The 24,165-nt window shown below is 63.1% G+C and carries 21 protein-coding genes; 9 read left to right on the top strand and 12 right to left on the bottom strand.

The window, feature by feature from the left end:
- Positions 1-182: 182 nt before the first annotated feature.
- On the bottom strand, positions 183-1,859 hold the full coding sequence (locus tag ABD833_RS12535; protein ID WP_345073403.1) for a DEAD/DEAH box helicase: 1,677 nt from the start codon (positions 1,857-1,859) through the stop codon (positions 183-185).
- A 158-nt stretch (positions 1,860-2,017) separates the two neighbouring features.
- Between ABD833_RS12535 and ABD833_RS12530 the strand changes: the two genes are divergently transcribed.
- On the top strand, positions 2,018-3,172 hold the full coding sequence (locus ABD833_RS12530) for a CaiB/BaiF CoA transferase family protein (protein WP_345073402.1): 1,155 nt from the start codon (positions 2,018-2,020) through the stop codon (positions 3,170-3,172).
- 397 nt (positions 3,173-3,569) lie between these two features.
- Positions 3,570-4,418 carry a hypothetical protein gene (locus tag ABD833_RS12525; protein WP_345073401.1) on the top strand — a complete coding sequence of 283 codons (849 nt, stop codon included), beginning with the start codon at positions 3,570-3,572 and terminating at the stop codon, positions 4,416-4,418.
- Between the two features lie 194 nt (positions 4,419-4,612).
- On the opposite strand, the gene trpS is transcribed toward ABD833_RS12525, so the two are convergent.
- From trpS to ABD833_RS12490, 7 genes are all read right to left on the bottom strand, one after another.
- Positions 4,613-5,590, bottom strand: a complete 978-nt coding sequence (trpS, locus tag ABD833_RS12520; RefSeq protein ID WP_345073400.1) for a tryptophan--tRNA ligase — start codon at positions 5,588-5,590, stop codon at positions 4,613-4,615.
- A 148-nt stretch (positions 5,591-5,738) separates the two neighbouring features.
- Positions 5,739-6,485: a queuosine precursor transporter gene (locus tag ABD833_RS12515; RefSeq protein ID WP_345073398.1), complete on the bottom strand. Its 747-nt coding sequence runs from the start codon at positions 6,483-6,485 to the stop codon at positions 5,739-5,741.
- Between the two features lie 164 nt (positions 6,486-6,649).
- Positions 6,650-7,567, bottom strand: a complete 918-nt coding sequence (locus ABD833_RS12510) for a ribonuclease Z (protein ID WP_345073396.1) — start codon at positions 7,565-7,567, stop codon at positions 6,650-6,652.
- A gap of 108 nt (positions 7,568-7,675) precedes the next feature.
- Positions 7,676-8,050, bottom strand: coding sequence for an STAS domain-containing protein (locus ABD833_RS12505; RefSeq protein WP_073111726.1), 375 nt, complete (start codon positions 8,048-8,050; stop codon positions 7,676-7,678).
- Between the two features lie 103 nt (positions 8,051-8,153).
- On the bottom strand, positions 8,154-8,990 hold the full coding sequence (locus ABD833_RS12500) for a DUF4198 domain-containing protein (protein WP_345073393.1): 837 nt from the start codon (positions 8,988-8,990) through the stop codon (positions 8,154-8,156).
- Between the two features lie 54 nt (positions 8,991-9,044).
- A complete protein-coding gene (locus tag ABD833_RS12495; RefSeq protein ID WP_345073392.1) occupies positions 9,045-10,889 on the bottom strand; it encodes a glycosyltransferase in 1,845 nt (614 codons plus the stop codon).
- 77 nt (positions 10,890-10,966) lie between these two features.
- Positions 10,967-12,784 (bottom strand): alpha-amylase family glycosyl hydrolase, encoded by a 1,818-nt coding sequence (locus tag ABD833_RS12490; RefSeq protein WP_345073391.1) that lies wholly within the window; start codon positions 12,782-12,784, stop codon positions 10,967-10,969.
- 222 nt (positions 12,785-13,006) lie between these two features.
- Here ABD833_RS12490 and ABD833_RS12485 point away from each other — a divergent pair, with 222 nt between their 5' ends.
- Positions 13,007-13,408, top strand: coding sequence for a DUF6960 family protein (locus ABD833_RS12485; protein WP_345073390.1), 402 nt, complete (start codon positions 13,007-13,009; stop codon positions 13,406-13,408).
- Positions 13,409-13,810: 402 nt separating this feature from the next.
- On the opposite strand, the gene ABD833_RS12480 is transcribed toward ABD833_RS12485, so the two are convergent.
- Complete coding sequence (locus ABD833_RS12480) at positions 13,811-15,157, bottom strand: YfcC family protein (protein ID WP_345073388.1); 1,347 nt, start codon at positions 15,155-15,157, stop codon at positions 13,811-13,813.
- A gap of 151 nt (positions 15,158-15,308) precedes the next feature.
- Here ABD833_RS12480 and ABD833_RS12475 point away from each other — a divergent pair, with 151 nt between their 5' ends.
- Positions 15,309-15,554 (top strand): hypothetical protein, encoded by a 246-nt coding sequence (locus ABD833_RS12475; protein ID WP_345073387.1) that lies wholly within the window; start codon positions 15,309-15,311, stop codon positions 15,552-15,554.
- A 143-nt stretch (positions 15,555-15,697) separates the two neighbouring features.
- Here ABD833_RS12475 and ABD833_RS12470 read toward each other — a convergent pair whose 3' ends face one another.
- Both ABD833_RS12470 and ABD833_RS12465 read right to left on the bottom strand, forming a co-directional pair.
- Positions 15,698-16,540 (bottom strand): hypothetical protein, encoded by an 843-nt coding sequence (locus tag ABD833_RS12470; protein WP_345073386.1) that lies wholly within the window; start codon positions 16,538-16,540, stop codon positions 15,698-15,700.
- A gap of 49 nt (positions 16,541-16,589) precedes the next feature.
- Positions 16,590-18,101 carry a malate:quinone oxidoreductase gene (locus ABD833_RS12465; protein ID WP_345073384.1) on the bottom strand — a complete coding sequence of 504 codons (1,512 nt, stop codon included), beginning with the start codon at positions 18,099-18,101 and terminating at the stop codon, positions 16,590-16,592.
- A gap of 294 nt (positions 18,102-18,395) precedes the next feature.
- On the opposite strand from ABD833_RS12465, the gene ABD833_RS12460 reads away from it, so the two are divergent.
- The 5 genes from ABD833_RS12460 (at position 18,396) to ABD833_RS12440 (ending at position 23,379) form a co-directional block, all read left to right on the top strand.
- The gene (locus tag ABD833_RS12460; protein ID WP_345073383.1) at positions 18,396-20,363 is read left to right on the top strand and encodes a tetratricopeptide repeat-containing sensor histidine kinase; all 1,968 of its coding nucleotides are present in this window, start codon (positions 18,396-18,398) and stop codon (positions 20,361-20,363) included.
- A 309-nt stretch (positions 20,364-20,672) separates the two neighbouring features.
- Entirely contained in the window at positions 20,673-21,530 is an 858-nt protein-coding gene (locus tag ABD833_RS12455; RefSeq protein ID WP_345073382.1) for an ABC transporter ATP-binding protein, read from the top strand.
- Positions 21,514-22,293 (top strand): hypothetical protein, encoded by a 780-nt coding sequence (locus tag ABD833_RS12450; RefSeq protein ID WP_345073381.1) that lies wholly within the window; start codon positions 21,514-21,516, stop codon positions 22,291-22,293. Before ABD833_RS12455 ends, ABD833_RS12450 begins: the two co-directional genes overlap by 17 nt.
- Positions 22,294-22,308: 15 nt before the next feature.
- A complete protein-coding gene (locus tag ABD833_RS12445; protein ID WP_345073379.1) occupies positions 22,309-22,692 on the top strand; it encodes a GntR family transcriptional regulator in 384 nt (127 codons plus the stop codon).
- Positions 22,693-22,695: 3 nt separating this feature from the next.
- Positions 22,696-23,379, top strand: a complete 684-nt coding sequence (locus ABD833_RS12440; protein WP_345073378.1) for a hypothetical protein — start codon at positions 22,696-22,698, stop codon at positions 23,377-23,379.
- 68 nt (positions 23,380-23,447) lie between these two features.
- Here the strand turns inward: ABD833_RS12440 and ABD833_RS12435 are convergent, their stop codons facing one another.
- Complete coding sequence (locus tag ABD833_RS12435; protein ID WP_345073377.1) at positions 23,448-23,897, bottom strand: GNAT family N-acetyltransferase; 450 nt, start codon at positions 23,895-23,897, stop codon at positions 23,448-23,450.
- Positions 23,898-24,165 lie beyond the last annotated feature (268 nt).

Genomic DNA, 24,165 nt, shown 5'->3' with positions numbered 1-24,165 from the left:
TTGCGGGCAGGCCTGGATAAGGCGGGCCGGCGCGCGCAGACCCGGGGTAAGCTCAACCGTAGCGGGCAAAAGCGCGGGCCCTCCGCGGATAGCCCGACCAAGCTTGCCCGGCAAAAAAAGACCACCAAAAAAAACCCGCTGCGGTGGGCGCAGCGGGGTTTTTTTGGTGGTCATACGAAGGCTTAGTCCGCCGTGGGCGCGGCGGGGGCCGCCGAGGGGCTCGTTGCTTCGCTGCCTGCGGGCTTCGGGTCCCGGCTGCGGTTGCGTCCTCCCCGGCTGCGACGACGCTCGCCTTCCGCGCGGGGTTCCCGCTCTTCGCCTTCGGCCCGCGGCTCGCGGGGCGGGCGGGGCTCACCGGCGGGCCGGGGTTCGCGGGCCGGGCGAGCCTCCCCCTCGGGGCGGGGAGCCCGCGGCTCCCGCGGCGGACGAGCTTCCCCTTCGGGGCGCGGCTCCCGGGGGGGGCGCTGATACGGTACGGCCGGGGCCCCGCCCGCGTCCAGCGCCGCCAGGGCGGCCTGGGCATTGGCGATGCGCTCCTTCTGTTTGGGGTCTTTCGGGTCGGCCTCCCGACGCGGGCGGCCGCCGTCGCGGCCCCCTTCGCCGCGGGGCGCCCCGCCTTCGGGGCGCGGACCCCGGCTGCTGCCGCCGGAACGGCCGCCCCGCTCGGGCCGGCCCCCGATTTTGCCGCCCAGACCGCTGAAGCGCTTGGGGTCAAACTCCGGGGCGGGGCCCAGGCCGAGGCCTTCGGTGATGTCCTGCTTTTCTACTTCGCGCTCAATGAGCTTCTCGATCTTGAGTACGCGGTCCTGGTCCTGGTCGGCAATGAAGGTGATGGCCGTACCCTTGGTGGCGGCGCGGGCCGTACGGCCAATCCGGTGCACGTAGTCCTCGGCGGCCCGGGGAATATCGTAGTTCACCACGTGGCTCAAAGAGTCGATGTCGATACCGCGGCTCAGCACGTCGGTGGCCACCAGGATGGGGAACGACTTGTTCTTGAAGTCGCGCATGATCTGCTCCCGCTCCTCCTGCGTCCGGTCCGACGAAATGCCCTGGGCCACGTAGCCCAGCTTGTTGATGGCGCGCACGATGCCCGCTACGGCCGCTTTCTGGCTCGTAAACAGCACCATGCTCTGCACCTCCTGGGTTTTGATGATGTGCTCGAGCAGGTGAATCTTCTGGCGGTCATAGGCCATATAGAACTGCTGGTCGATGCCGGCGGCGGGCTTGGAGACGGCCAGGCGGATTTCCTCGGGCTCGTTGAGAATCTGCTTCGAGAAGTCGCGGATTTTAGTGGGCATCGTGGCCGAGAACAGCAGGGTCTGCCGCTGCTTGGGCAGTTGGCGCACGATGTTCAGAATATCGTCCGAGAAGCCCATGTCCATCATCTTATCGGCTTCGTCGAGCACCAGGTACTTGATCTGGTCGAACTTGACGTAGCCCATCTGCAGGTGGGCAATCAGGCGGCCGGGGGTGGCCACGATGATGTCGGCCCCGGAAGTGAGGGCGCGCTTCTGCTGCTCCCAGGTTTCGCTTTTGCCCCCGCCGTAGATGGCGATGCTGCTGGCCTCCACGAAGTAGCCGAAGCCCGTTACCTGCTCGTCGATCTGGGTGGCCAGCTCGCGCGTAGGCACCAGAATGAGGGTGGAGGTGTGGCCGTGCTTGGCGTGGGAAATCTTGTCGAGGAGGGGCAGCAGGTAGGCGGCGGTTTTGCCGGTGCCGGTCTGGGCGCAGGCAATCAGGTCCTTGCCTTCGATGATTTTCGGAATGGCCTGCTCCTGAATGGGCGTGGCATTCTGGTAGTTCATGGCATCTACACCGGCCAGCAGGTCGTCGTGCAGATTGAAATCGGTAAACTTCAAGGTTCAGCGAAATGAAGTGAAAGTATGCGCTGACCACGTTTTCCGGTCAGCAAACCGCTTGATTTAATGCAAAGATAAGGGAATTCGGCCCGGTAAGGTTCAGCGCAAAGCCGGGCCCAAATGGGGCCGGCACCGCATTCCGTCGTTTCTTTGCCGCCATGGATGCTGCCGCCGCTTTGCCCTTCGCCGATTTACTGGTTCTCGAATTGGCCAGCGTCCTGGCCGGTCCCCAGGTGGGGCAGTTCTTCGCCGAGCTGGGGGCCACGGTGCTGAAAGTAGAGCCCCCGGCCGGCGACGTGACGCGCACCTGGAAAACGCCCGCCGAATCGGCCGCGACCGACGTATCGGCCTATTTCAGCTGCGCCAACTGGGGCAAGCAGTCGGTGGTGCTGGACCTGGCTGCCGCCGCGGGCCGCGCCGCCGTGCACCGCCTGGCCGCCCGCGCCGACGTGGTGCTGGCCAGCTACAAGCCCGGCGACGCGGAAAAGCTGGGCGTTGACTATGCCACGCTACGGGAGCTGAACCCCAGGCTGATCTACGGGCACCTCACCGGCTACGGCCCCGGGTCCGCCCGGGCCGGCTACGACGCCGTGCTTCAGGCGGAAACCGGCTTCATGCACCTGAACGCTTTGCCCGGTCAGGCGCCCCAGAAAATGCCGGTGGCCCTGATTGATCTGCTGGCCGCCCACCAGCTGAAAGAAGGCCTGCTCACGGCGCTTTACCGCCGCGCCCGTACCGGCCAGGGGGCCCTGGTGCAGGTGTCGCTGCTCGACAGCGCCCTGGCTTCCCTGGCCAATCAGGCCACCACGTTTCTGGTCACGGGGCACGACCCCCAGCCGCTGGGCTCGGGCCACCCCAGCATTGTGCCCTACGGCACGGTTTACCAGGCGGCCGATGGCGTGGCCTTGATTCTGGCGGTGGGCGCCGACCGGCAGTTTCAGCAGCTGTGCGCGGCGCTGGAACGGCCGCAGTGGGCCGCCGAAGCGCGCTTCGCCACCAATGCGGCGCGGGTGGCCCACCGCAGAGAGCTGGAGTCGCTGTTGCAGGCCCGAATCGGAGCAGTGAGCGGCCGGGAGCTGCTGCGGGAGCTGGAGCGCCGGGCGGTGCCGGCCGGGGCCGTGCGTACGGTAGGGGAGGCGTTGACGCAGGCTTCGGCCCAGCCTATGCTGCTGCCCCCGGCAACCGCACTCGCGCCGGCTGGCCTGCGGACGGTGGCTTTTCGCTCGCCGGCATGGCCCGCAATACCCTTCCTGTCGGCTCCGCCGTCGTTGGGGCAGCACCCGCGGGACGTCCTGAATGAGCAACCGGAATAAAGCCGGCCGAAACGGTAGAGCGGATTATTTCCGTATTTACTACCTGATGTTCCGCGGGGCATTACTGAAACCCTGTTTGAGGAGCTAGGAGCTGGAAGTTAGAAGTCAGAAGCGGGAAGGCAGCATACGAGCAGGCTGCCGATTCAAGGCGCGTCTGCCTGGCTACCCGTTTCGTTCCTTCCGCTTCTACCACCTGCACCCTAAACGCCTAGCTTCCAGCTCCTGACTTCTAACTTCTGACAGCCGGCAACCCACCTCACTCTGCGTAACAGCAGTTACTACCATCGACAGCCGCGGTCGGCCGTATTTCAAACGTCTGACCGCCGAAGCAACAACGGCCACCTGTAGGCCGGCTGACCGGCTTTATTCGGATTCTCCCACCTGCTTTTCCTTTGCAATGCCTCGTACCACCCCGCCCACCGATCTGATTGCCCCAGCGCCAGAGGCCGCCGCCACGCCGCCCCCGGAACCTACGCCTATCGGGGAAAACCCGGCCGGGGCTACAACCCAGGAGCCCACGGCCGCCCCTGGGTCGCCCGTGGCGGCTCCGGCCGACCGGCTCGACCAGATTTTCGCGGGGCTCAAGCAGAAGTCCATTGCCAAGCAGGCTATTTTCCGCAACACCGGCGCCGCTTTCGATCTGCTGCGCAAGGTGTCGCAGGAGCTGGTGGTGGAGCTGAGCCGCAAACTCTCGCCCGTCGATTCGAGTGTGCTGGTGGAGTACCGGCCCGTGAACGACATGGAGTTTCACATCAAGTTCTCCGGCGACCTGCTCGTGTTCGTGATGCACTCCAACATCGTTACCTTCCCCGACGACTACGGCCCGATGGGTTCCAAATACGTGGAGGCGGACTTCCGGCGGCGGTTTTTTGGCCACGTCATGGCCTACAACTTTATGGCCGACAGCATCAAGTACCAGCGCCTGAACGACCCGGGCTACCTGGTGGGCCGCCTGCTCATCAACATCGAAAACCACTACTTCCTCGAAGGCGTGCAGCAGCTCGAGCTGCCCGACAACGATATGGCCGATAACCTGCTCACGCCCGACATGCTGCGCCTGTTCGTGGAAAGCGCCATGATTGCCGCCGTCAACAACGACCTGATTGCCCCGCCCATGCAGGACATCCGGAAAATATCGGTGAAGCAGAAGCTCGAAAACCAGCAGGTCAGCCGCGGCAGCAAAGTCGGCTTCAGCTTCTACACCGAGCAAAAGCACCCGACTTCCATCGACGGGTTGGCGTATTAAGCTGCGAAATAACGCCTGTCATCCTGAGCTTGCGAAGGACCTTCCTCGGATAACCTGCCAAGCCTTTTAAAATGAGCAAAGCCCTTTACCACTGCGGTGATAAAGGGCTTTGTGCGTTGAAATTGGTTCTTTGGTGCAAAAAGAGGAAGGTCCTTCGCTTTGCTCAGGATGACAGCCGGTTTTAGTTCGCCAGCTCAGCGGACTGAATAGCCGACTTTCTCCCGCACCTTGTTCAGCACCACGCTCCCGTACTCCTGGGCTTTGCGGGCCCCTTCGGCCAGGCGGGCATCCAGCTCGGGCAGGTTGTTGAGGTAGAAGTCGAACTGTTCCCGCTCGGTGGCAAAGCGGCGCAGAATCAGCTCGTACAGCTCTTGCTTGGCGTGGCCGTAGCCGTAGCCGCCGGCCAGGTAGCGGGCGCGCAGGTCCTCGGTTTCGGCCGGCGTGGCCAGCAGGGAGTAGAGCCTGAACGTGACGTCGGTGGCCGGGTCCTTGGGCGCTGCCAGCGGCGTGCTGTCCGAAATAATGGTCTTGAGGGCTTTCAGCAGCTCTTTTTCCGGGGCAAACACGTCGATGATGTTGCCGTAGCTCTTGCTCATCTTGGCGCCGTCGGTGCCGGGAATGGTCATCAGCTCGGCATCGACGCGGGACTGGGGCAGCACCAGCGTGTCGCCGTAGCGGGCGTTGAAGGCGGCGGCAATGTCGCGGGCAATTTCGAGGTGCTGAATCTGGTCCTTGCCCACCGGTACAATCTCGGCATCGTAGAGCAGAATATCGGCCGCCATCAGCACCGGGTAGGTGAATAAGCCCGCATTCACGTCGGAGAGCCGGTCCGACTTATCCTTGAACGAGTGGGCGTTGGCCAGCATCGGAAAGGGCGTGAAGCACGAGAGGTACCACGTCAGCTCGGCCACCTGGGGCACGTCGGACTGGCGGTAGAACAGGTTTTTCTCCGTATCGAAGCCGCAGGCCAGCCAGGCCGCGGCCACGGCGTAGGTGTTCTGCCGCAGCAGGGCCGGGTCGCGCACGGTGGTGAGCGAGTGCAGGTCGGCAATGAAGTACAGCGAGTCGTGAGCCGGGTTTTTCGACAGCTCAATAGCGGGCAGAATGGCGCCGAGCAGGTTGCCCAGGTGGGGCCGGCCGGTGCTCTGAATTCCGGTGAGAATGCGGGACATAATCAGTTGCGTGTTGTCAGTTGCCGGTTGCCAGGCTTCTGAGAATGGTAGAGAGGAGTTAAAGGTAAAAGAGCTGCTGATCTACGAATTGCCGGAATGAACTGGTAACAGGCAACTGGTAACAGGCAACTGGCAACTGGCAACTCAACTACACGCTCACATCTGCCGCCGCTTCCTGCTGCAGCTCCGCCGTTTCTTCCGGGCCCAGGTACCGGTCGATGAGGAAGTGGGCCAGGTAGAGCACCGGCGTGAGCAGGATAGCCGCCGCGAATTTATACCAGTAGTTGGTATTGGCCACGCTCAGCACCTGGTCGAAGCTCCAGTTGCCGAACAGGTAAAACGCCACGTAGAGCACTACGAAGCTGTCGACGAGCTGGGAGACGAGGGTGGAGCCGGTAGCGCGCAGCCAGATGTAGCGACCCCGGGTAGCGCGGCGCAGCAGCTGAAACACCGTCGCATCGAGCACCTGCCCGATGGCAAAGGCCGTGAGCGAGCCGGCAATGATGCCCATGCCCTGCCGGAAAATCATCTGGTAGGCGAAGTCGATGTTGATGGGCTGGCCCTGCGGATCTTTGTTGTTGACATCGAGCCAGAAAGTCGCCGGGGGCAGCCTGGTGGTGGCGTAAATCACGAGGAAGGCAAACAGGATGAGCGCCGCCGTGAGGTAGCTCACCCGCAGCACGCCGGCTTTGCCGAAGTATTCGTTGATGATGTCGGTGGTCACGAACACCACGGGCCAGATCAGCACGCCCGCCGTCAGGTTGTCGGGCCGGCCAATGAGGGGTTCCAGCGAGAAGATCTTCACCCCGATAATTTCGGCCAGCAAAGCATTGACGATGAAAATGCCGCTGAGGACGAGGTAAAGCCGGGTTTTTTTCTGGTCGAAAGTTTTCAAAGAGGAAAGGGTATTATGCGTCTGTCATGCTGAGCGAAGCCGAAGCATCCCGCTTGATGACGTTGGATCAGCAATCAGACGAGACCACGCGGGAGGCCTCAGGCACTGCTTTATGCGCAGAAGGCCCGGCATGACGTTCTGACAATTACCTTGGCCAACACAACTCACTCCGCAATGCTGACCACCTTGCCTTCGATGGCCAGTTCTACCGGGCCAAAAACAGCCTGCGCTTCGTGCAGCAGGGGTTCCAGGTCGCGGTAGCGGGACGAGAAGTGGCCGATGAGCAGGCGCTTGGCACGGGCTTTACGAGCCAGCAGCCCCGCCTGGCGGGCGGTGGAGTGATGGGTAGTCTGGGCCCGTTCGCGCATATCGTCCATAAAGGTGGCCTCGTGGTAGAGCAGGTCCACCTCCTGCACCAGCTCGGCCAGGCTTTCGGTGTAGAGCGTATCGGAGCAGAAGGCGTAGCTGCGCGAAGGACTGGGGGCAGTAGTCACGTCGAGGTTGCGCACCAGCACCGTGCCCTGCTCATCCACCACATCGTCGCCCTGGACCAGCTGATGGAGCTGGGCCGGGGTGAGCCCGGCGGGCAGCCGGGTTTTGTCGAGGTGGCGGCGCTTGGGTTTTTCCCGGAACAGGTAGCCGCAGCACGGAATGCGGTGCTGCATGGGCAGGCTGTGCACCGTCAGGTAGCGGTCTTCAAACACCAGCGCGTGCTGCTCCGTATCCACGGCCGTGAATTCGAGCGGGTACGAAAGCTGGGTGTGGGAGCAGCGAAACTGGGTGGTCAGAACCTCATCGAGGCCGGCCGGGCCAAACAGGCAGACCGGCTCGGTGCGGCCCTGCAGGTGCATGGTGGAGAGCAGGCCAAACAACCCGAAGAAATGGTCGCCGTGCAGGTGGGAGATGAAAATAGTATTCAGGCGCTGGTGGCGCACCTTATATTCCATCAGGCGGCTCTGGGTGCCCTCGCCGCAGTCGAGCAGGTAGGAGTGCGGGCCCACGGTGAGCACCTGCGCCGTATGGTGGCGGTTGAGAAAGGGGGTGGCAGAAGCACTGCCTAATATTTTCAGCTCAAACTCCATAGATGAAAAAAGCTCCAAGCCCTAAGCTGCAAGCTGCAAGCCTTCGTTCCGAGGCCGGGCCAGCAGAACGAAAGCTTGCAGCTTGCAGCTTAGGGCTTGGAGCTAAGATTATTCTTTGCTGGTCAGGTCCCGCTCGATGGCGTGGAGGAAGATGCGGTCGATACCTTCTTCCACGGTGGGCAGAATATGCAGCACCGACTCGAGCTTGGAGATAGTGATAAGCTTCATTACGTGGTCCTGCAGGCCGGTAAGCACCAGCAAACCACCAGTAGAATTGCACAGCCGGTTGGCAATGAGGATAGAGCTCAGGCCCGACGAATCCGTGTACTTCACGTTCTGCAAATCCAGGATCAGATTGTTGATGCCTTCTGCGTTCAGCTTCACGAATTCCGACTTCAGATCAGGCGCTACGGTCGTGTCGAGCTTCTTCTCGTCAATGGTGATAATCGTGTAAGTTTCCTTTTTATCAATCGAGTACTTCATACCGCAGTGGTGTCGGAGTGTTAAGAGAGTTGCGAAGGTAGGAAAAAAAATATTCGGGGACCGGGTTTGCGGGGAGACCAAGTTAGGAGAAAATTCTCTGATTTCAGCGCCCCGATACGCCGGCCACACCGAAGGTAAGCGAGGCCCAGGTGCTCTGCCACTCCGCCGATTGAAGCCCGGCATCAGGCACCATGCGCACGGTGCTCACCATGTAGCTGCCCGCCGCGTTTAATCGAAACAGGACTCTGCCGTTTTGGTTGCTGTGTAATTTCACTATTCGCGTAGGCTGGCCCGGCTGGCGCTGCCACACCTGCACCAGGGCCCCGGCCAGCGGCTGCCCATCGGCCAGCACCCGTACCGTAAGTGAAGCCCCCACTTGGAGCGCGTACGGGTTCTGCTCCGGCACCAGCTCCAGCGGGTGACCCGCTACGGAAGCGTAGGTTTTGACGGCATCCGGGCGGCTGCGGCCCACCTGGATCAGGGTTTTGGCGCACCGCCGGTAGGCTTCGCGGCCGGGCTTGGCCAGCTCGTTGCGCTGCTGGCGCCGGGCCAGGGCCTGGTCGAGGCCTTCTTCTTTGAGGTAGGCGTTGAACTGGCCGGCTTCCAGCTCGATAAACGCGTTGTTGGTACTGAACGACAGCAGATGGACGCCGGGCTGAATCAGCTCCACCGACGTATTGAGCGTGTCGTCCTGGCTGGCCACTTTGGTGTGGTCCACCGTGTCGTTGGGGGCGTAGTGCACGAAGCTGGTGAGGCGGTTGCTTTTACCCGGCCAGCGGGCCCCGGTGAAATTCTCGCCCACGAACACGTGCAGGTTCAGCCGGGTGCCGGGGACCACGAAGAAGCGCGGCGGCAACAGCCAGAACTCGTGGCCGACGGCCGTGGCCGCGCCAACCAGCAGTCCCACCACCAGCAGCGCAGTCCGGGATTTCGAAGTCATAGCTACGGGTTGATAAACAGGTTATTTCACAATGAACAGGAGCCCGCCCAGGGCCTATGCCCGTTCCAGGGCCAGGGCGTAGACCCGGTCGTAGTACACGCGCAGGTTTTTCCAGTCGTAAAGCTCGGCCGAGCTTTCCACGTTGTTGCGCTGCATGATTCGCTCCCGGCGGTTGAGCTGCACGAAATTCCAGAGCATATCGGTCAATTCCGCCGCCGATTCCTCGAAGGTCTTTTCCTGGCGCTTCACCACGTAAATGCCCTTGTCCTCGTGGTCGGGCACGGTCTGCAGCACGTAATCGCCGAAGCCCGACAGGTCACTGGTGATGGCCGGTACGCCGCGGGCCACGCACTCCAGGGGCGTATAGCCCCAGGGCTCGTAGTAGCTGGGGAAAATACCCAGGTGGCAGCCCCGCACGAACTGGCCGTACTCCATACCGAACAGGGGCGAAGTGGGCGACACGAAATCGGGGTGGTACACGATTTTCACCCGGTCGTGCTGGTGGTTCACCAGGTTGGAGCGGCGCAGGAAGTTCAGGATGTCGTCGTTGGCATCGTCGACCAGGTTGTGGGTGACGACGGGCGGCAGGCTGGTGGTTTTCCAGCTTTGCAGCGTGCGGCGGTAGCGCAGCTTCCAGTAGTCGTCCACCATGCTGCCCAGGTCGGGCAGGCGGTGGTCGGTGCCGGCGGCGGCGGCGTAGAACAGCCGCTCGCCCACCTGCCGCTCAATGGCCTCGCAGGTTTCCTGCACCTCATCCAGAATGGCGCGGCTTTGCAGCACCTGCGGATTGATGCTGTGAAACGGCCGCTTGGTGATGAAAAACATGACGACCTGGCCTTCCATGCCGCTTTGCTGAAGGCGGTAGTTCAGCCGGGCCAGGGCTTCCAGGGTCAGATCGAAGCCCTTGTTGTGGTACTCGTAGCGGCCCGAGGTGAACAGGTAGAGCGTGTTGTCCAGGTCGAAGGAGTACGACTGGAAGAAGTGGGCCATCACGAACTCGTGAATCTTGGCCTTATACTGCTGGTGCAGGTTCTGAAACTCGTGCAGGGCCACGAACCGCTCGATGTTGAGGCCGTTGGGCAGCACCGCGTCCGGAATCCGGTCGAGCAGGTAGATGCACTCGCGCACCGTCAGCTCGCTCACGGTGGTGAATACGTGGCTGCCGTGGGCCGCGGCCCGCTCGATGCGTACGGCGGTTTCGATGTTGAAATGCACCGCCTCGGCCGCCCAGTTCACCTGCATCAGGTGGTCGTAGAAGTTGGGGTCGTTCATGGCCAGGTAGCGGCCCAGCAGCGTGGCGTGGGTGGTGAACACCAGGTGCACCGGCACCTGCTCGCGGCGCAGCGCCGGAATAGCCACGCCGGTCATCCACTCGTGAAAGTGGCCAATCACGCGCTGGGGTGGCGAAACCTCCGCCGTCAGCAGCTGCAGAAAGATCTTCGCCAGCAGCCCGAAGGCCTCCACCTGGTGGAGCAGGTCGTCATGGTCGGGCGTCGGGATGCCGTGGTGGTGCCACAGGTCGGTTTTGATGCTGTCTAGCTGGTCGTACGCCTGAAACGGGCTGATGAGTACCGTGCGGGGCTTGCCCGTCACGAGCCAGTGGCCATACTGCACGTCGTAGCCCTGGGCGCGCATCTGGCGCACGGCTCCGGCAAACGGGTCGTCCTTGCGCAGCTGCAGCAGCTCGTACTCGTCCAGGGGCTCAAACTCACCCTGGGCCTGCTGGGGGAAATAAGGGCCGAGCAAACAGTAGCGGTCGGCCCAGACCTGCACCGTGGCGGGCACCTTGGAGCGAATCACGGTGTAGATGCCGCCCACCTGATTGCAGACTTCCCAGGCTACTTCGACCAGCAGCGCATCGGGAGCAATGGGGTTGGGAGCGGAAGCAGGGATTTGCATGCAGTGGGGTTTGGCGTGGACCGGCAAGATAGGTGGTGAATGGGATTTCCCTCGGCGGACCTCTGCGGGAAAACTCGTCAGGAAGCGTCCTGCGAAATAATCAGCACCGAGTACGGGCCCAGTCCGAACGAGGCGTGGAAGGGCTGGTCGTCGTAGATGCCGGGCTCAGCCAGCGTGTCCAGGCTCTCGAAGTTGCCGAACTCCTCGTCGTAGCCGGCCCAGTCGGAGTTGAAGCGCACGCGCCAGTGGCCGCCGCGGGGCAGCCCGATGATGTAGTTCTGGTGCGAGCGGTCGGCGAAGTTGCAGAGGACCACGGTGGTGTCGCCGGGGCCGGACTGGTCGCGCCGGATGAAGGCCAGCGTTTTATCGTCGTTGTTGAGGTGATGCACCTCAGTGTGCTGCCCCAGCAGGCCGCGGGTGTGGCCGGCCAGGTTGCGGCGCAGCTGAATCATGTCCCGGTAGAGATGAACCAAGCCGGGGTGCTGCTCGGCGTGCTGCCACTGCAGCGGCTGGTCGTCGGAGAAGAAGCCGTCGGCCAGAAACTCCTGACCCTGGAAGATCATCGGTACGCCGGGCGCGGTGAACACCAGCGCCGCGCCGAGCGTAGCGCGCTTCTTCGGAAACCACGATCTGGCTTCGCCCGGCATAATTTCCTCCGGCACCCGGCTCTTGCCATTGGCTACCTCGTCGTGCGACTCGGTGTAGATGACGCGCTGAAAGGCGTCGCCGTTGTAAGTCTGCCCGAGGGTTTCGGCCACCGCCGTCAGGTCGCGGTCGGCGTCGTGGGGGGTGGTGAGGGCGTCGCGCAGGATGTTGACGAAGGCCGGGTCCCACTGCGAGGAAAAGCCCTGACCTTCGTCGGCGAGGCTGCGGGTGATATACTCGTTGCCCAGCAGATCTTCGGCAATGGTGATCTTCCAGGGCATGGTAGCCTGGATCTCCTCGTTGATCCACTTCATCAGGCTCCAGCCCTCGGGCAGGTCGTGGGAGGGGTCGGTGCTGCCGTGCACGTTGCGGATGTGGGAGATGGAGTCGCAGCGCAGGCCATCCACGCGGTAATCTTCGAGCCACATCAGGGCGTTGTCGCGGATGTAGCGACGCACTGCGGGGCGGCTGTAGTCGGGGCGGTTGTGGCCCCAGGGCGTTTCGGCCCGCCAGTCGTTGTAGAAGTAAATGCCGCCGCCGTCATTCTCCTGCCAGCCATCAAACTGCCACAGGTCCAGGTCGCCGGGGCCGAAGTGGTTGTAGACCACGTCGAGAATGATGGCAATGCCGTGGCGGTGGGCCTGCTTCACCAGCTCCTTGAAGGCCTGGGGGCCGCCGTAGTCGGTTTCCAGCGCGAAAGGGTGGGAGGGGTTGTAGCCCCAGCTGCGGCCGCCGGGAAACTCGGTGGGCGGCATTATCTCCAGGGCGTTGATGCCCAGGTCCCGCAGGTAGCCGAGTTTTTCCACCACGTCCAGAAAGGTGCCGGGCTGGTCGGGCGTGCCCGGGTTAAAGGTGCCCACGTGCAGCTCGTAGATGACCAGCGTATTCCAGGCCGGCATCTCGAAATGATCGTCCTGCCAGTCGAAATCCAGGGTGGGGACGATGGAGCTGCCGGCCGAGTGGGTGACCTCGCGGGCGTAGGGGTCGTTGCGGGTCAGGTCCGCTGCCCCGTTGCGGAGCCAGAATTTATACTCAGTGCCGGGGGTAAGGCCGGCCACGTCGGCCGCCCAGTAGCCCTCGGCTTCGTGAGTGAGCGGGTGAGTTTCGGGGTTCCAGTCGTTGAACGGGCCGACGACGGCCACGGCATCGGCGTTGGGGGCCCACACGCGGAAGGTGGTGCCGGCGGCGTGGGGAATAGCGCCCATGCCGGCCTGCGGCGTAGGGACAGGCAGGGAAGAGGTCTCAGACATTGGGTTCAGCAAAAAATCAGCACGGAAGCCAGCGGCTTTGGGGCTCTAACTGATTACATAGCCAACAGGTTATATCTTGCCAGGGAAGCCGCTGATGGTGAGAAGGGAAGAATGAGCAATGACGAATGCGGGGCAGGTAGCGGGAGCTTTTACCTTTGCCGGGCCGTTTCAGCGGTTGAGCCTCGGCTCATTGTTCATTACTCATTGTTAAGTGCTCCGCCCGTGCCCCGCCCCCAACCCGTTGTTTACGGCCTCTACGCCTGGACGCCCGCCTACGGCTTCCGCTACATTCACCCCGCCAACCGCCGCACCTTCGAGTGGCTGGAGCCCACGGGCAAGCTGTTCGAGAAAATCGATGAAACCGACGACTGGATTCTGATCCGCTACGACGAGCAGCAGTTCTACGTCAGCGGCGAGCTGTTCACCGAGCTGCACGACAAGCCCCCCTTCAGCTTCGGCGACCTGGTGGAGGAAGCGCGGCCCGAACCCGGCCGCCTGCCTCACCGCGGCCTGATTTCCGACGTGTTCTGGGACGAAGCCCGGCACCAGATCAGCTTTCAGATCGTGGAAAAGAAGCGCAAGCTCAAACGCATCTTTGAAGCCGACGAGCTGCGGTTTGGATGAGACGCCTGGTCATGGCGAGGCGGACTTGTCATTGCGAGCAAAGCGAAGCAATCCGTCCTCTGAAATGTCAGGCGCCTTGGTTCAAATGAAAGCCCCAACATCAGCATGGCGCTTGTCCTTCCCCACCTCTTTTCCAGCGGCAGCGATGAAGTCTTCACGCAGTGTCCCGCAGGGGTAGAGCGCAGTGTCTCGCTGTGTTGTTGCTGAATGGCACTGCTGCGAGACACTGCGCTCTACCCCTGCGGGACACTGCGTGAAGCACATCCGGGCAAGCCCGCCAAAGATGTGGGGAAGGACAAGACGTCAGCATGGCGTCGGGGCTTTCTGCTTTAACTGCGTTTGGCTTATTGTCCCAGACGGATTGCGTCGTCGCGCCTCCTTGCAATGACAGGATATCTTGTCTTACTGCAGCCCGATGGCAATACCCAGCCCGACGGCTATGATTCCCACGGCCAGCAGCACCAGGTAGAGCGGGAAGACGAACTTCCACCACTGGTCGAACCGCACGCCGCAGGCCACGAGCATCGCCATCAGCGCGCCGTTGGTGGGCGTGAGCAGCTCGCACAGGCCCGCCCCGTACTGGTAGGCCAGCACCGTTACCTGCCGGGGCAGGCCGATGAGGTCGGACAGGGGTACGAGCAGGGGCATGGTCAGCACGGCCTGCCCGCTCACGCTGGGCACGGGCAGGTGCAGGGCCGTGTGCAGCCCCATCATGCCCAGCGCCGACAGCGTAACGGGCAGGTGAGCCAGCGGCGCGGACAGGCCCTGCACGATGGTGTCGACGATGTGGCCCTGCTCCAGCACCACGAAGATGGCGCGGGCAAACCCGATCAGCAGGGCCGAAAAGGCAATGTCGCGGAAGCCGGCAATGAAGCCCTCGGCCGTGCCCGTGAGGCCCAGGCCGCCGACGAGGCCGGCCACCACCCCGAAGGTGAAGAACAGGGCCGCCATCTGCTCGAAATCCCAGCCCAGCTGCAGCACCCCGTAGGCGAAGTAGGCGAAGGTGACTACCAGCAGCAGCAGCACCAGGCCGTGCCGGCCCGGGTTCCGGGTGGCGGTTGCCGTGTCATCAGCCGCCTCGGGGGCCACGCGGTTTTTCTGGGCGTAGCGCACCGTGCCGGCCATCCACAACCCCAGGGCGACCACCAGAAACACCATCCGGAACCCGCCGCCCGACAGCAGCGGCAGCTGGGCCAGCTTCTGGGCAATGCCCACCTGAAACGGATTCAGGGGGCTGAAGGCGGCGCCCACGGCCGAGGAGCCCAGGCTGACGGCCACCGCCGTGAGGGGCGGGTAGCCGATGCGGCGCATCAGAATCAGCAGCACCGGCACCAGGGGAATAATTTCCTCCTGCATGTTTTCCAGCGCGCCCATGGTGGCAAACAGGATGGAAATGATGGGAATCACCACCACTTCCCGGCCCCGGAACTTGTCGAGCAGCCAGTCGACGCCCCGGCGCAGGGCCCCGGTATGGTCAACCACCGTGAACGCCCCGCCGGCCAGGAACACCAGGAAGATCACGCTGGCCGCGTCGGCCATGCCCTTGGGAATATCCACCAAAGCCTGCAGGAGCGTGACGGGGGTGGCGGGCACGCGGTGGTAGGAGCCGGCCACTACCACGTCGCGGCCGGTGGCGGCATCGGCCTGGCGAGCAAATTCACCGGCGGGCAGCACGTAGCTCAGCAGCATGGCCAGCAGGATAAAGCCGACGAGCAGCACGAGCGGGTGGGGGAAGCGAAACGTTCTCATGCCGCGAAGGTAAACGAGTGGCCGCAGTATTAATATAGTAGGCTCTACTGCCCGTCAATCGGCCGGAAATCAGGATTAGATAGTAAATAGCAAATATCGCCTGCTCCGTTTGGAACCAGACTGCCCGGGGTTGCGGTTCTGCAGGCCGCCTATGAATCTACGCGTATTCAAGATGCTGCCCATGGGGCAACAAGCCGACTGCCTCGCCTGCCACGGCGACTTCCTGGCCGAGCGTGCGGAAGACAGTTTCCAGCTGCAGCTCTATGCCTGGGGCGACTTTTACGCGGAGGTCTGGCGGGTGCAGGACGAGGACCCGATCCTGTTTATTCATCTGTTTCAGCAGCCCGCCGGCCTCACGGCCTACCTGGAAAAGATCCGGCTGCCGGAGGTGTTCTAACGGCCCCGCGCAAGTATAGCGCGGCTGCTATGGTTTGACCGGAGCCGCTATCTTCCGGCATGAAACGCCTCGTCCCGCTGTGGTTTGCCGCTCTCAAATTCATGCCGGGCTTCGCGCTGGCCAGCCGTGGGCCCGAACCCGGCTCAGCTGGTCTTGTACAGATACCACCCGTTGCCCAGCGGCTTGATGACCATGATGCGGTTGGGGGTCATGGCGGGTACCGCGGTGGCATCGGGCTGGTAGAGCAGTCCGACGGTGCTGTTGACCCGGCCCCCGATGATGAATTCCAGGCAGGTGCCGCAGCCGGTATTGCGCTGGGAGATGCGGCTGATAAACAACGACTGGAGTCGGGTCCGGACGGCCGGGTCCGTATTGGCCGCCTGCTCATTGGCGGCGGTACTGTCGGCCGGAGTCTTAAAATACTGTTTGGCCTGCACGAGCCGCACCACCGCCTGAAAGTCCCGCTGGCGGCGGTTGAAGTGGCGGATGATGTCGGCATCGGCCCCCATCCACAGCCGGATGTTGCCGACGGTAAAGGCATGGTCGGCGGCCGGATGGGCCCGGTTGTAGCTGGCTACTTCGGCCGCCGACATCCGGGTCAGCATCTGGAGCATGGGCGCACCCAGGGCCGTCATGGCCAACGACCGGACGGCCTGCAGCTTCCAGCCGGCGGCTTCCCGGGCAAAGTGCAGGTAGAAGTCGTTGCGGGAGGTGGAGTCGTGCAACTCCACGGCTACCACGGCCCGGGCCGAGTCCTGGTGCAACAGCTGGTAGCGGCGCTGCAGCCGGGGGGGAATCTGCTGGCCCAGGGTTTGCCGCTTGGCCTGGCGGGCGGCTTCGCAGCAGAGGTAGCTTTTCATTTCCGGCCAGCCCTCGGGCGCTACAAACCGCTCGGCAATCTGCAGCGGCTCCGTGGGGGGCTGCACTCCCGGCAGCCGCGGCCAAAGCAAGAGCAGGAACAGGTACTTCATCCAAATGAAACTCATAATACTACCGGCCAATCCAACGGGCAAGGCGTCTGAAACCGCAAGTTAATCAGAAAGTTACCGGCCCGGCGTGCAGCTCCAGCACCGCCGTGGTGTGGGCCCGCACGGAAGCCGCCAGCGCTGCTTCCTGCCCCAATGCCTGACCATAGGACGGAATCATCTGCCGCAGCCTGGTCTGCCAGGCCTCGGTGGCCAGCTGCTGCGGAAAGCAGCGCTTGAGCAGCTCGAGCATGATGGCCACGGCGGTGGAAGCGCCCGGCGACGCGCCCAGCAGCGCGGCAATGCTGCCGTCGGCGGCGCTGACTACTTCGGTGCCGAATTCGAGCACGCCGCCTTCCTTCGCATCCTTCCTGATTACCTGCACCCGCTGCCCGGCCACTTCCAGCTCCCAGTCGCCCATTTCGGCGGTGGGCAGGTACTCGCGCAGCGCCGCCAGCCGGTCTTCGGGCGACTGCCGCACCTGGTCGATCAGGTATTTGGTCAGCGACAGGTTGTGCAGGCCCGCCGAAATCATGGGCACGATGTTGCCGGGCTGAATGGAGGCCGGCAGGTCGAGAAAGGAGCCGTGCTTGAGGAATTTGGTTGAAAAGCCCGCGTAGGGGCCAAACAGCAGCTCCCGCTTGCCGTCAATCAGACGGGTATCGAGGTGGGGCACCGACATGGGCGGGGCGCCTACCGCGGCCTTGCCGTAGACCTTGGCCTGGTGTCGGGCAATCACGGCCGGGTTGGTACACTTCAGCCACTGTCCGCTCACCGGAAAGCCCCCGAAGCCGTGGCCTTCGGGAATATCCGCCTTCTCCAGCAGGGGCAGGGAGCCGCCGCCGGCCCCGATAAATACGAAGGGGGCCCGCACCCGCCGCTTTTCGCCGGTAGTCAGGTCCTCTACTTTCACGGCCCAGCGCCCGTCGTCTTCCTGCCGCAGCTTGCTCACCTCGTGGTGGAAGCGCAGCGTGACGCCGGGCAGCTGCTGCAGGTAGTGAAACATGGCCCGCGTCAGGGCCCCGAAGTTCACGTCGGTGCCGGCGTCCATGCGGGTGGCGGCTACCGGCTCGGCCGGGTCGCGGCCTTCCATCACCAGCGGAATCCAGTGCCGCACCACAGCCGGGTCGGCGGAGAACTCCATGCCCTGGAACAGGTGGCTGGCGGTGAGGGCCGCGTGGCGGCGGCGCAGGAAGTCCACGTTCTGCGCCCCCCACACGAAGCTCAGGTGCGGAATGCTGTGAATGAAGCCCGGGGCGGCGGGCAGCAGCCGCTGTTCCACCAGAAAGCTCCAGAACTGCTTCGACACCTCAAACTGCTCGGCAATCTTGACCGCTTTGGCCGTTTCAATGGTGCCGTCGGGGAGCTCGGGGGTGTAGTTCAGCTCGCAGAAGGCCGAGTGGCCGGTGCCGGCGTTGTTCCAGGCGTCGGAGCTTTCGGCGGCGGCGCGGTCGAGGCGCTCCACTATTTCAATGGTCAGCCCGGGCTGGAGCTGCTTGAGCAAAACGCCCAGCGTGGCGCTCATGATGCCGGCCCCGATCAGGATTACGGCGGGAGCGGGAGCGGCAGGGGAAGTAGGCATAGGGTTGGGGTATGGGCTGAGCTTCCTTTACCGCCGGCGTGGGCCGCAGGTTTTGAAATTCCCGATTACGAGGCGCTAACCGGCTGGCCGGCGAAGCTCTGGCAACGCCGATGCCGCTACCGGTCCTGGATCGTGTGCCCGCGGGCCAGGACCGGTAGCGGGCTTAAATGCCGGTCGATAGCGGGAGTTAATCTAATTCACCGGATATTTACGGATTCAGGTAACCGGCCGGCTAAACTTCAGAGCCCGTGTTCGGTTGGTTGGTTTCTTCGCCTCTTCACGCCCAGTTATTGCATGCCTTTTTGGTCCGGCCCGCGGGTATTCGCCCTGCTTCTGCTCGTCTTTCTGCTGGGGCCCAGGTATCCTGCCGCCCGGGCCCAGAGCCCGGCCCTGAATGAGCTGGGACAACAGCTGCTCCAGCCCCAGCCCGATACCAGCCGGGTGCTGCTGCTGTGCCGGATCAGCGACCAGTACTGGGCCCTGCAAACCGATTCGGCCCAGGCGTACGCCCAGCGGGCCCTGGACCTGTCCCGGCAGATCCGCTACCGGCACGGCGAATGCGCGGCCCTGAACCGGCTGGGGGCGGCCTTGCGCGAAAGTAACCTGGCCCGGGCCCTGGAGCTGTTTCAGCAGTCGCTGCGGCTGGCCGAAGCCACGAACGACCGGGCCATGCAGGCCCAGAACCTGCGCAGCATCGGCATCATCTACGTGTATCTGCGCGACCGGGACCAGGGCCTGGCCTACTACTTTCAGGCCCTGCGCCTGGGCCGGCAGCTGCGCGACGACCACCGGGTGGTCATCGACCTGAGCAACATTGGCCTGGCCTACGACCTGTACGACGAAACCGATTCGGCCCGGTATTTCCAGCAGCAGGCCTACCAGCTGGCCCAGCGGATTCATTCGCCTACCAACTACATCCTCTACGGCCTGGGCAACGTGGCCCGCAAGCAGGGCCGCCCGGCCGAGGCCTTGGCCTATTACCGGCGCAGCCTTGCCGAATCGGCGGTGCGGCATCATCTGCGGAGCAGCCATTTCTCCTTCGTGGGCCTGGCCACGCTCTACCAGCAGCAGGGCCGGGCCGATTCAAGCATCTACTACGCCCGTCGGGGGTGCCAGGCCGCCCGGGCCAACGGCTTTCTGCGGGGCGTGCTCAACTCCAGCACCCTGCTGACCCAGGCGTTTAAAGTCCGGGGGCCCATCGACAGTGCTTTCAAATACCAGAGTCTGATGCTGGCGATGAAGGACACGCTGTTTGGGCAGGAAAAGGTGATGCGCCTGCAGAATATCACCTACACCGAGCGCCAGCGGGCCCAGCAGACCGCCGCCGAGCAGCAGGCCCTGAAAGCCCGCTACCGCCTGTATGGGCTGTTGGCGGGGCTGGCGGTTCTGCTGGTGTTTATCGGCCTGCTGGTGCGCAACTACCGCCAGCAGCGCCGGGCCAACGCGGCGCTGCAGGCCTCGCTGGCCGAGCTCAAAACCACCCAGGACCAGCTCGTGCAGCGCGAAAAAATGGCGTTCCTGGGCGAGCTGACGGCCGGCGTGGCCCACGAGCTGCAGAATCCGCTCGGCTTCGTGAAGAAATTCGCGGAGGTAAGTACCGTTCTGGTCGACGAAATAAACGGGGCCCAGCGCCTGGCCCGGGATGGGCGGCTGGAGCGCGAAATCCTGGACGGCCTCAAGCAGAACCTGGCCAACATCAGCCAGCACGGGCAGCGGGCTACGGCCATCATCAAGGGGATGCTGGAGCACGCCCGTACCGGCAGCAGCCCCCGGGAGCTGACCGACCTGAATGCCCTGGCCGGGGAAAACCTGCGCCTGGCTTACCAGGGAATGCGCAACCTGCACCCGGACTTCAGCGCCACCCTCACCGTGCATCTGGCTCCCGATCTGGCCCCCGTACCGGTTATTGCCCAGGATCTGGGCCGGGTGGTGCTGAATCTGTGTGCCAACGCCTTCTACGCCGTCCGGCAGCGCCGGCTCCGGCAGCCGGGTTCCGAGTACCGGCCCGAGGTAACGCTGGTCACTCATTCGCTGCCGGGAGGAGTTGAAATCCGGGTGCGCGACAACGGGACGGGCATGGCAGCGGCAGTGCAGGCCAGGGTGTTCGAGGCATTTTTTACGACCAAGCCCGTGGGTGAGGGCACCGGGCTGGGCTTGTCGCTCAGCCACGATATCATCAGCACCGGCCACGGCGGGACGCTGACCGTAGAATCGCGGGAAGGGGAGGGTACGGAATTCGTTATCACGCTGCCGCGGCAATAAGCTGCTCACTGCTTTCTCCGTTGGGCGGTTTTGCAGGTCAGGTGACGTGGCAAACTGTTGCCAGGAGCAGCTTCGCCCTCGGTTCGCAGGGTGTTTGTAGCGCGAAGTTCCCCTTCGCGAGTCGTTGCTGAGGGCGGCTTCGCAAGCGGATAATCAGTCGTGAAGTACCCCGTCGCGTTACCTCCGGACGCGGACTCCGAGACAGATCCAGGGCTAAGTAAAAATATTTCCCGCTGAATATTTGGGCGGGAAATATTTTTGCTTACGTTTGTAGTGTACTAGATAAGTAGTACACTAAAGCAATATGTAATGGTGCGTATTCACAACCTGAGTTTCGGCTACTCCAGGAAGCAGGCCCCGCTTTTTGAAAATCTGCAGCTGTCCATGTCGCGCGGGCACATCTACGGGCTGCTGGGCAAGAACGGCGCGGGCAAGTCGACGCTGCTGAAAAACATGGTCGGGCTGGTGTTTCCGCAGGCCGGCAGCTGCCTTATCAACGGGCAGCCGGCGGCCAAGCGTTTGCCCTCGGTGCTGGAAGACCTGTACTTTCTACCCGAGGAAATCCACGTGCCGGCGCTGACGGCGGCGCAGTTTGTGGCCAACACGGCGGATTTCTACCCCCGGTTCGACCACCGGCAGCTGGCCGACTTCCTGCAGGAGTTTGAGGTGCCGGCCCACGCGGTGCTCGATAAGATGTCGTTCGGCCAGCAGAAGAAGTTCATGATTGCCTTCGGCCTGGCCACCAACACCAGCCTGGTGGTGATGGATGAGCCCACCAACGGGCTGGACATTCCGTCCAAGGTGCAGTTCCGCAAAATCATGGCCTCGGCCCTCACCGAGGAGCGCTGCCTGATTATCTCCACCCACCAGGTGCGCGACCTCGACAGCCTGATCGACACGGTGGTGATTCTGCACAACCGCGAAATCGTGCTCAACCAGGAGCTGGACCAGCTGGCTGACCGCCTCACCTTCGCCACGGTGCGCGAGGGCCAGGAGGATGAGGTGCTCTACGCCGAAGAGTCGGTGCGCGGGCGGCAGGCCATTCTGCCCAACACCACCGGCACCTACAGCCGCGTCGATATGGAGCTGCTGTTCAACGCGGTTATCGGCGGCGAATCATCGATTATCAACTTCCTAAAGCAACCCGTTTATGAGCAATCAATTTAGTGCCGCGCGCTTCGGGCGGCTGTTTCGCAAGCACACCGCCGAGCAGGGCAAAGGCTACCTGATGTCGGTGGGCGTGCTGATCGGGCTGCTGGCCCTGGTGATGGGCGGCAACGCCTACCTGCAAACCGGACCTATGGTGCCGGGGCAGCAGGCCGCCTACTTCGGGTTTTTCCTGGTGATGGCCGGGCTGCCGTTCACGGGCTCCATCTTCGCCCAGCTTGCCGATAAGAAGCGGGCCATCGGCGCGCTGATGCTGCCGGCTTCGCACCTGGAGAAGTATCTGGTGGGCTGGCTCTACTCGTTTGTGCTGTTTACGCTGGTCTTCACCGCCTGCTTCTACCTGGTAATCAGCGTGGTGGTGCAGTTCGACCACCTGCCCGGGCAGCCGGCGCAGCTGCTGAACATCTTCACGGCCGAGCCCTCAATGCTTCCGATATTTCTGACCTATGCCTTTCTGCACGCTATCGTCATCTGGGGGGCGTTGTTTTTCGGGAAGCAGCCCCTGATCCGCACGGGGTTGGTGGTATTTCTCGCCCTGGGTCTCGTATTCGTGCTCAACACCCAGCTTATGAAGCTGCTGGTCGACAATATCTCCAGCCCGCTGGTCGTGCCGTTCGGCGACGTCGACCTGGGCATCGGCAAGGAGCACTACCAGCTGGCCTTGTCCGAAGGAAGCGGCAAGCTGGTGGCCCTGGTGCCCATCATCATGGGGCTGCTGTTCTGGGTGGCGGCCTACTTCCGGGTGCAGGAGAAGGAAATTTAAGCGAAGACGGAAACCATGGAATTTCGGGACAACGAGGCCATCTACCTGCAAATAGCCGGGTATGTGAGCGAAAACATCCTGCTGGCCAAGTGGCCGGTGGAAGACAAGATACCCTCCGTGCGCGACCTGGCCGTGGAGCTGCAGGTAAACCCCAACACCGTGATGCGCACCTACGAATTTTTGCAGAATCAGCAGGTGATTTACAACAAGCGCGGCATCGGCTACTTCGTGGCGCCGGGCGCCGGGCAGAAGGTGAAGAGCTACCGCAAAGCGCGGTTTCTGCAGCAGGATCTGCCCCAGTTTTTCAAGACTATTTCCCTGCTGGAAATCGATCTGGAAGAGCTGCGCCAGCGCTACGACCAATTCAAGACGGAGCAACTCACCCTAGCGAAAAACTAACCGATGAAAACGAGTAATAAGCTGCTGGTTACGATTGTGGGCATCCTGGTGGGCTCGCTGCTGACCTACGACATTGCCCTGAAAGCCGAGTACCGCACCGGCGCCTACAAGAACGTGTTCCGCCACTTCACGGCGCTGAGCCTGCGTGATTTCGACGAGGTGCAGGCCGCGGGCAACAACCTGGATATCCGCCTGACGCCGGGCGCATTCGGCGTGCGGGTCGATAAGTATTCGGCCCCCTACATTCAGGTGCGGCAGGCCGGCCGCCGCCTGCTGGTCACGACCAGCTTCCCTAAGGATTCGCAGGGCCAGGAAAAGAGCATTGGCGGCATGAAGGTGCTGATTTCCTGCCCCGCCCTGACCCGGGTGCGGACCACCGGCGACCAGGCCGTGTACGTGGACGACTTCACGCTCGACAGCCTGACCATCGAGCAGAACGGGGCCGGCGCCGTGACGCTGGCCAACAACACCCTGGGCTTTCTGCGCGCCACCACCGGCCCGGAGGCCGGCCCCGGCGCCGAGCTGCACCTCAAGGAGAACAACCGCATTGCGGGCGCCAATCTGACGGTGCGCCACAAGAGCGGGCTGAGCCTGGAAAACGTGTTTATTCCGCAGTTCGCCTGTCAGTTTTCGGATAGCGCCTCGGTCACCATCTCCGGCAAGTCGCTGCGGATGATGAAGCGGTAACAGCCGGTTTCGGAGCTAATAAAAAAAGGTCTAGCGCATACGCCGGACCTTTTTTTTGGGAAATGCGCTTAGCTGCGCAGCATATGAATGTGCGGAATGTCGTCTTCGAGGTACCCGGCCCCTTGCTGACGGAAGCCGAAGCCCTCATAGAACTTCTGCAGGTAGAGCTGGGCCCCAATCTGAATGGGCTGGGCGCCGAACAGCGTTTCTACCGTGGTCAGCGCCTGCGCCAATAGCTGCCGGCCCAGCCCGTAGCGCCGGAGCTGCGGACTCACCGCCACGCGGCCGATGCTGGCTTCCGGGTAGGAGATACCGGCGGCAAACAGACGGGCGTAGGCGGCCAGCGCCCCGCTTTCGGTGTAGCCCAGCAGGTGGTAGGCGGCCTGATCCTGGCCGTCGATATCCTGAAACGCGCAGGTCTGCTCTACCACAAATACGGCGGAGCGCAGCTGGAGCAGGGCGTAGAGCTCGGCGAGGGTAAGGTCGGCAAAGGGCTTGGTGGTCCAGGAAAGGGTCATAGGAAACAGAAAGAGTCGGCGTAAAGATGGGGTACGGCCGCCAGAGTTGGGACAGTCCCGGCCGGCCGGGCTCTTCTTCGGAGCTTTTACTCCCCGCCGGGGCGACGACAGATTTGAGGCAGCGCCATTCCTACGCACAGCCTTTTGCCGCTCCGTTTTGGCCGTCGATGCCTCAACGGTATGCCGTCTTTCGGCGTCAGTTGAAGTAACGCGAAGTTCCACTTCGCGACTCGTTGCCCGAGTGTGAAGCCGCCGTCAGCAACGACCC

It is taken from the genome of Hymenobacter fastidiosus (assembly GCF_039539565.1).
Classification (GTDB): Bacteria; Bacteroidota; Bacteroidia; order Cytophagales; family Hymenobacteraceae; genus Hymenobacter; species Hymenobacter fastidiosus.
This window is presented reverse-complemented; position numbering and strand designations above follow the sequence as displayed.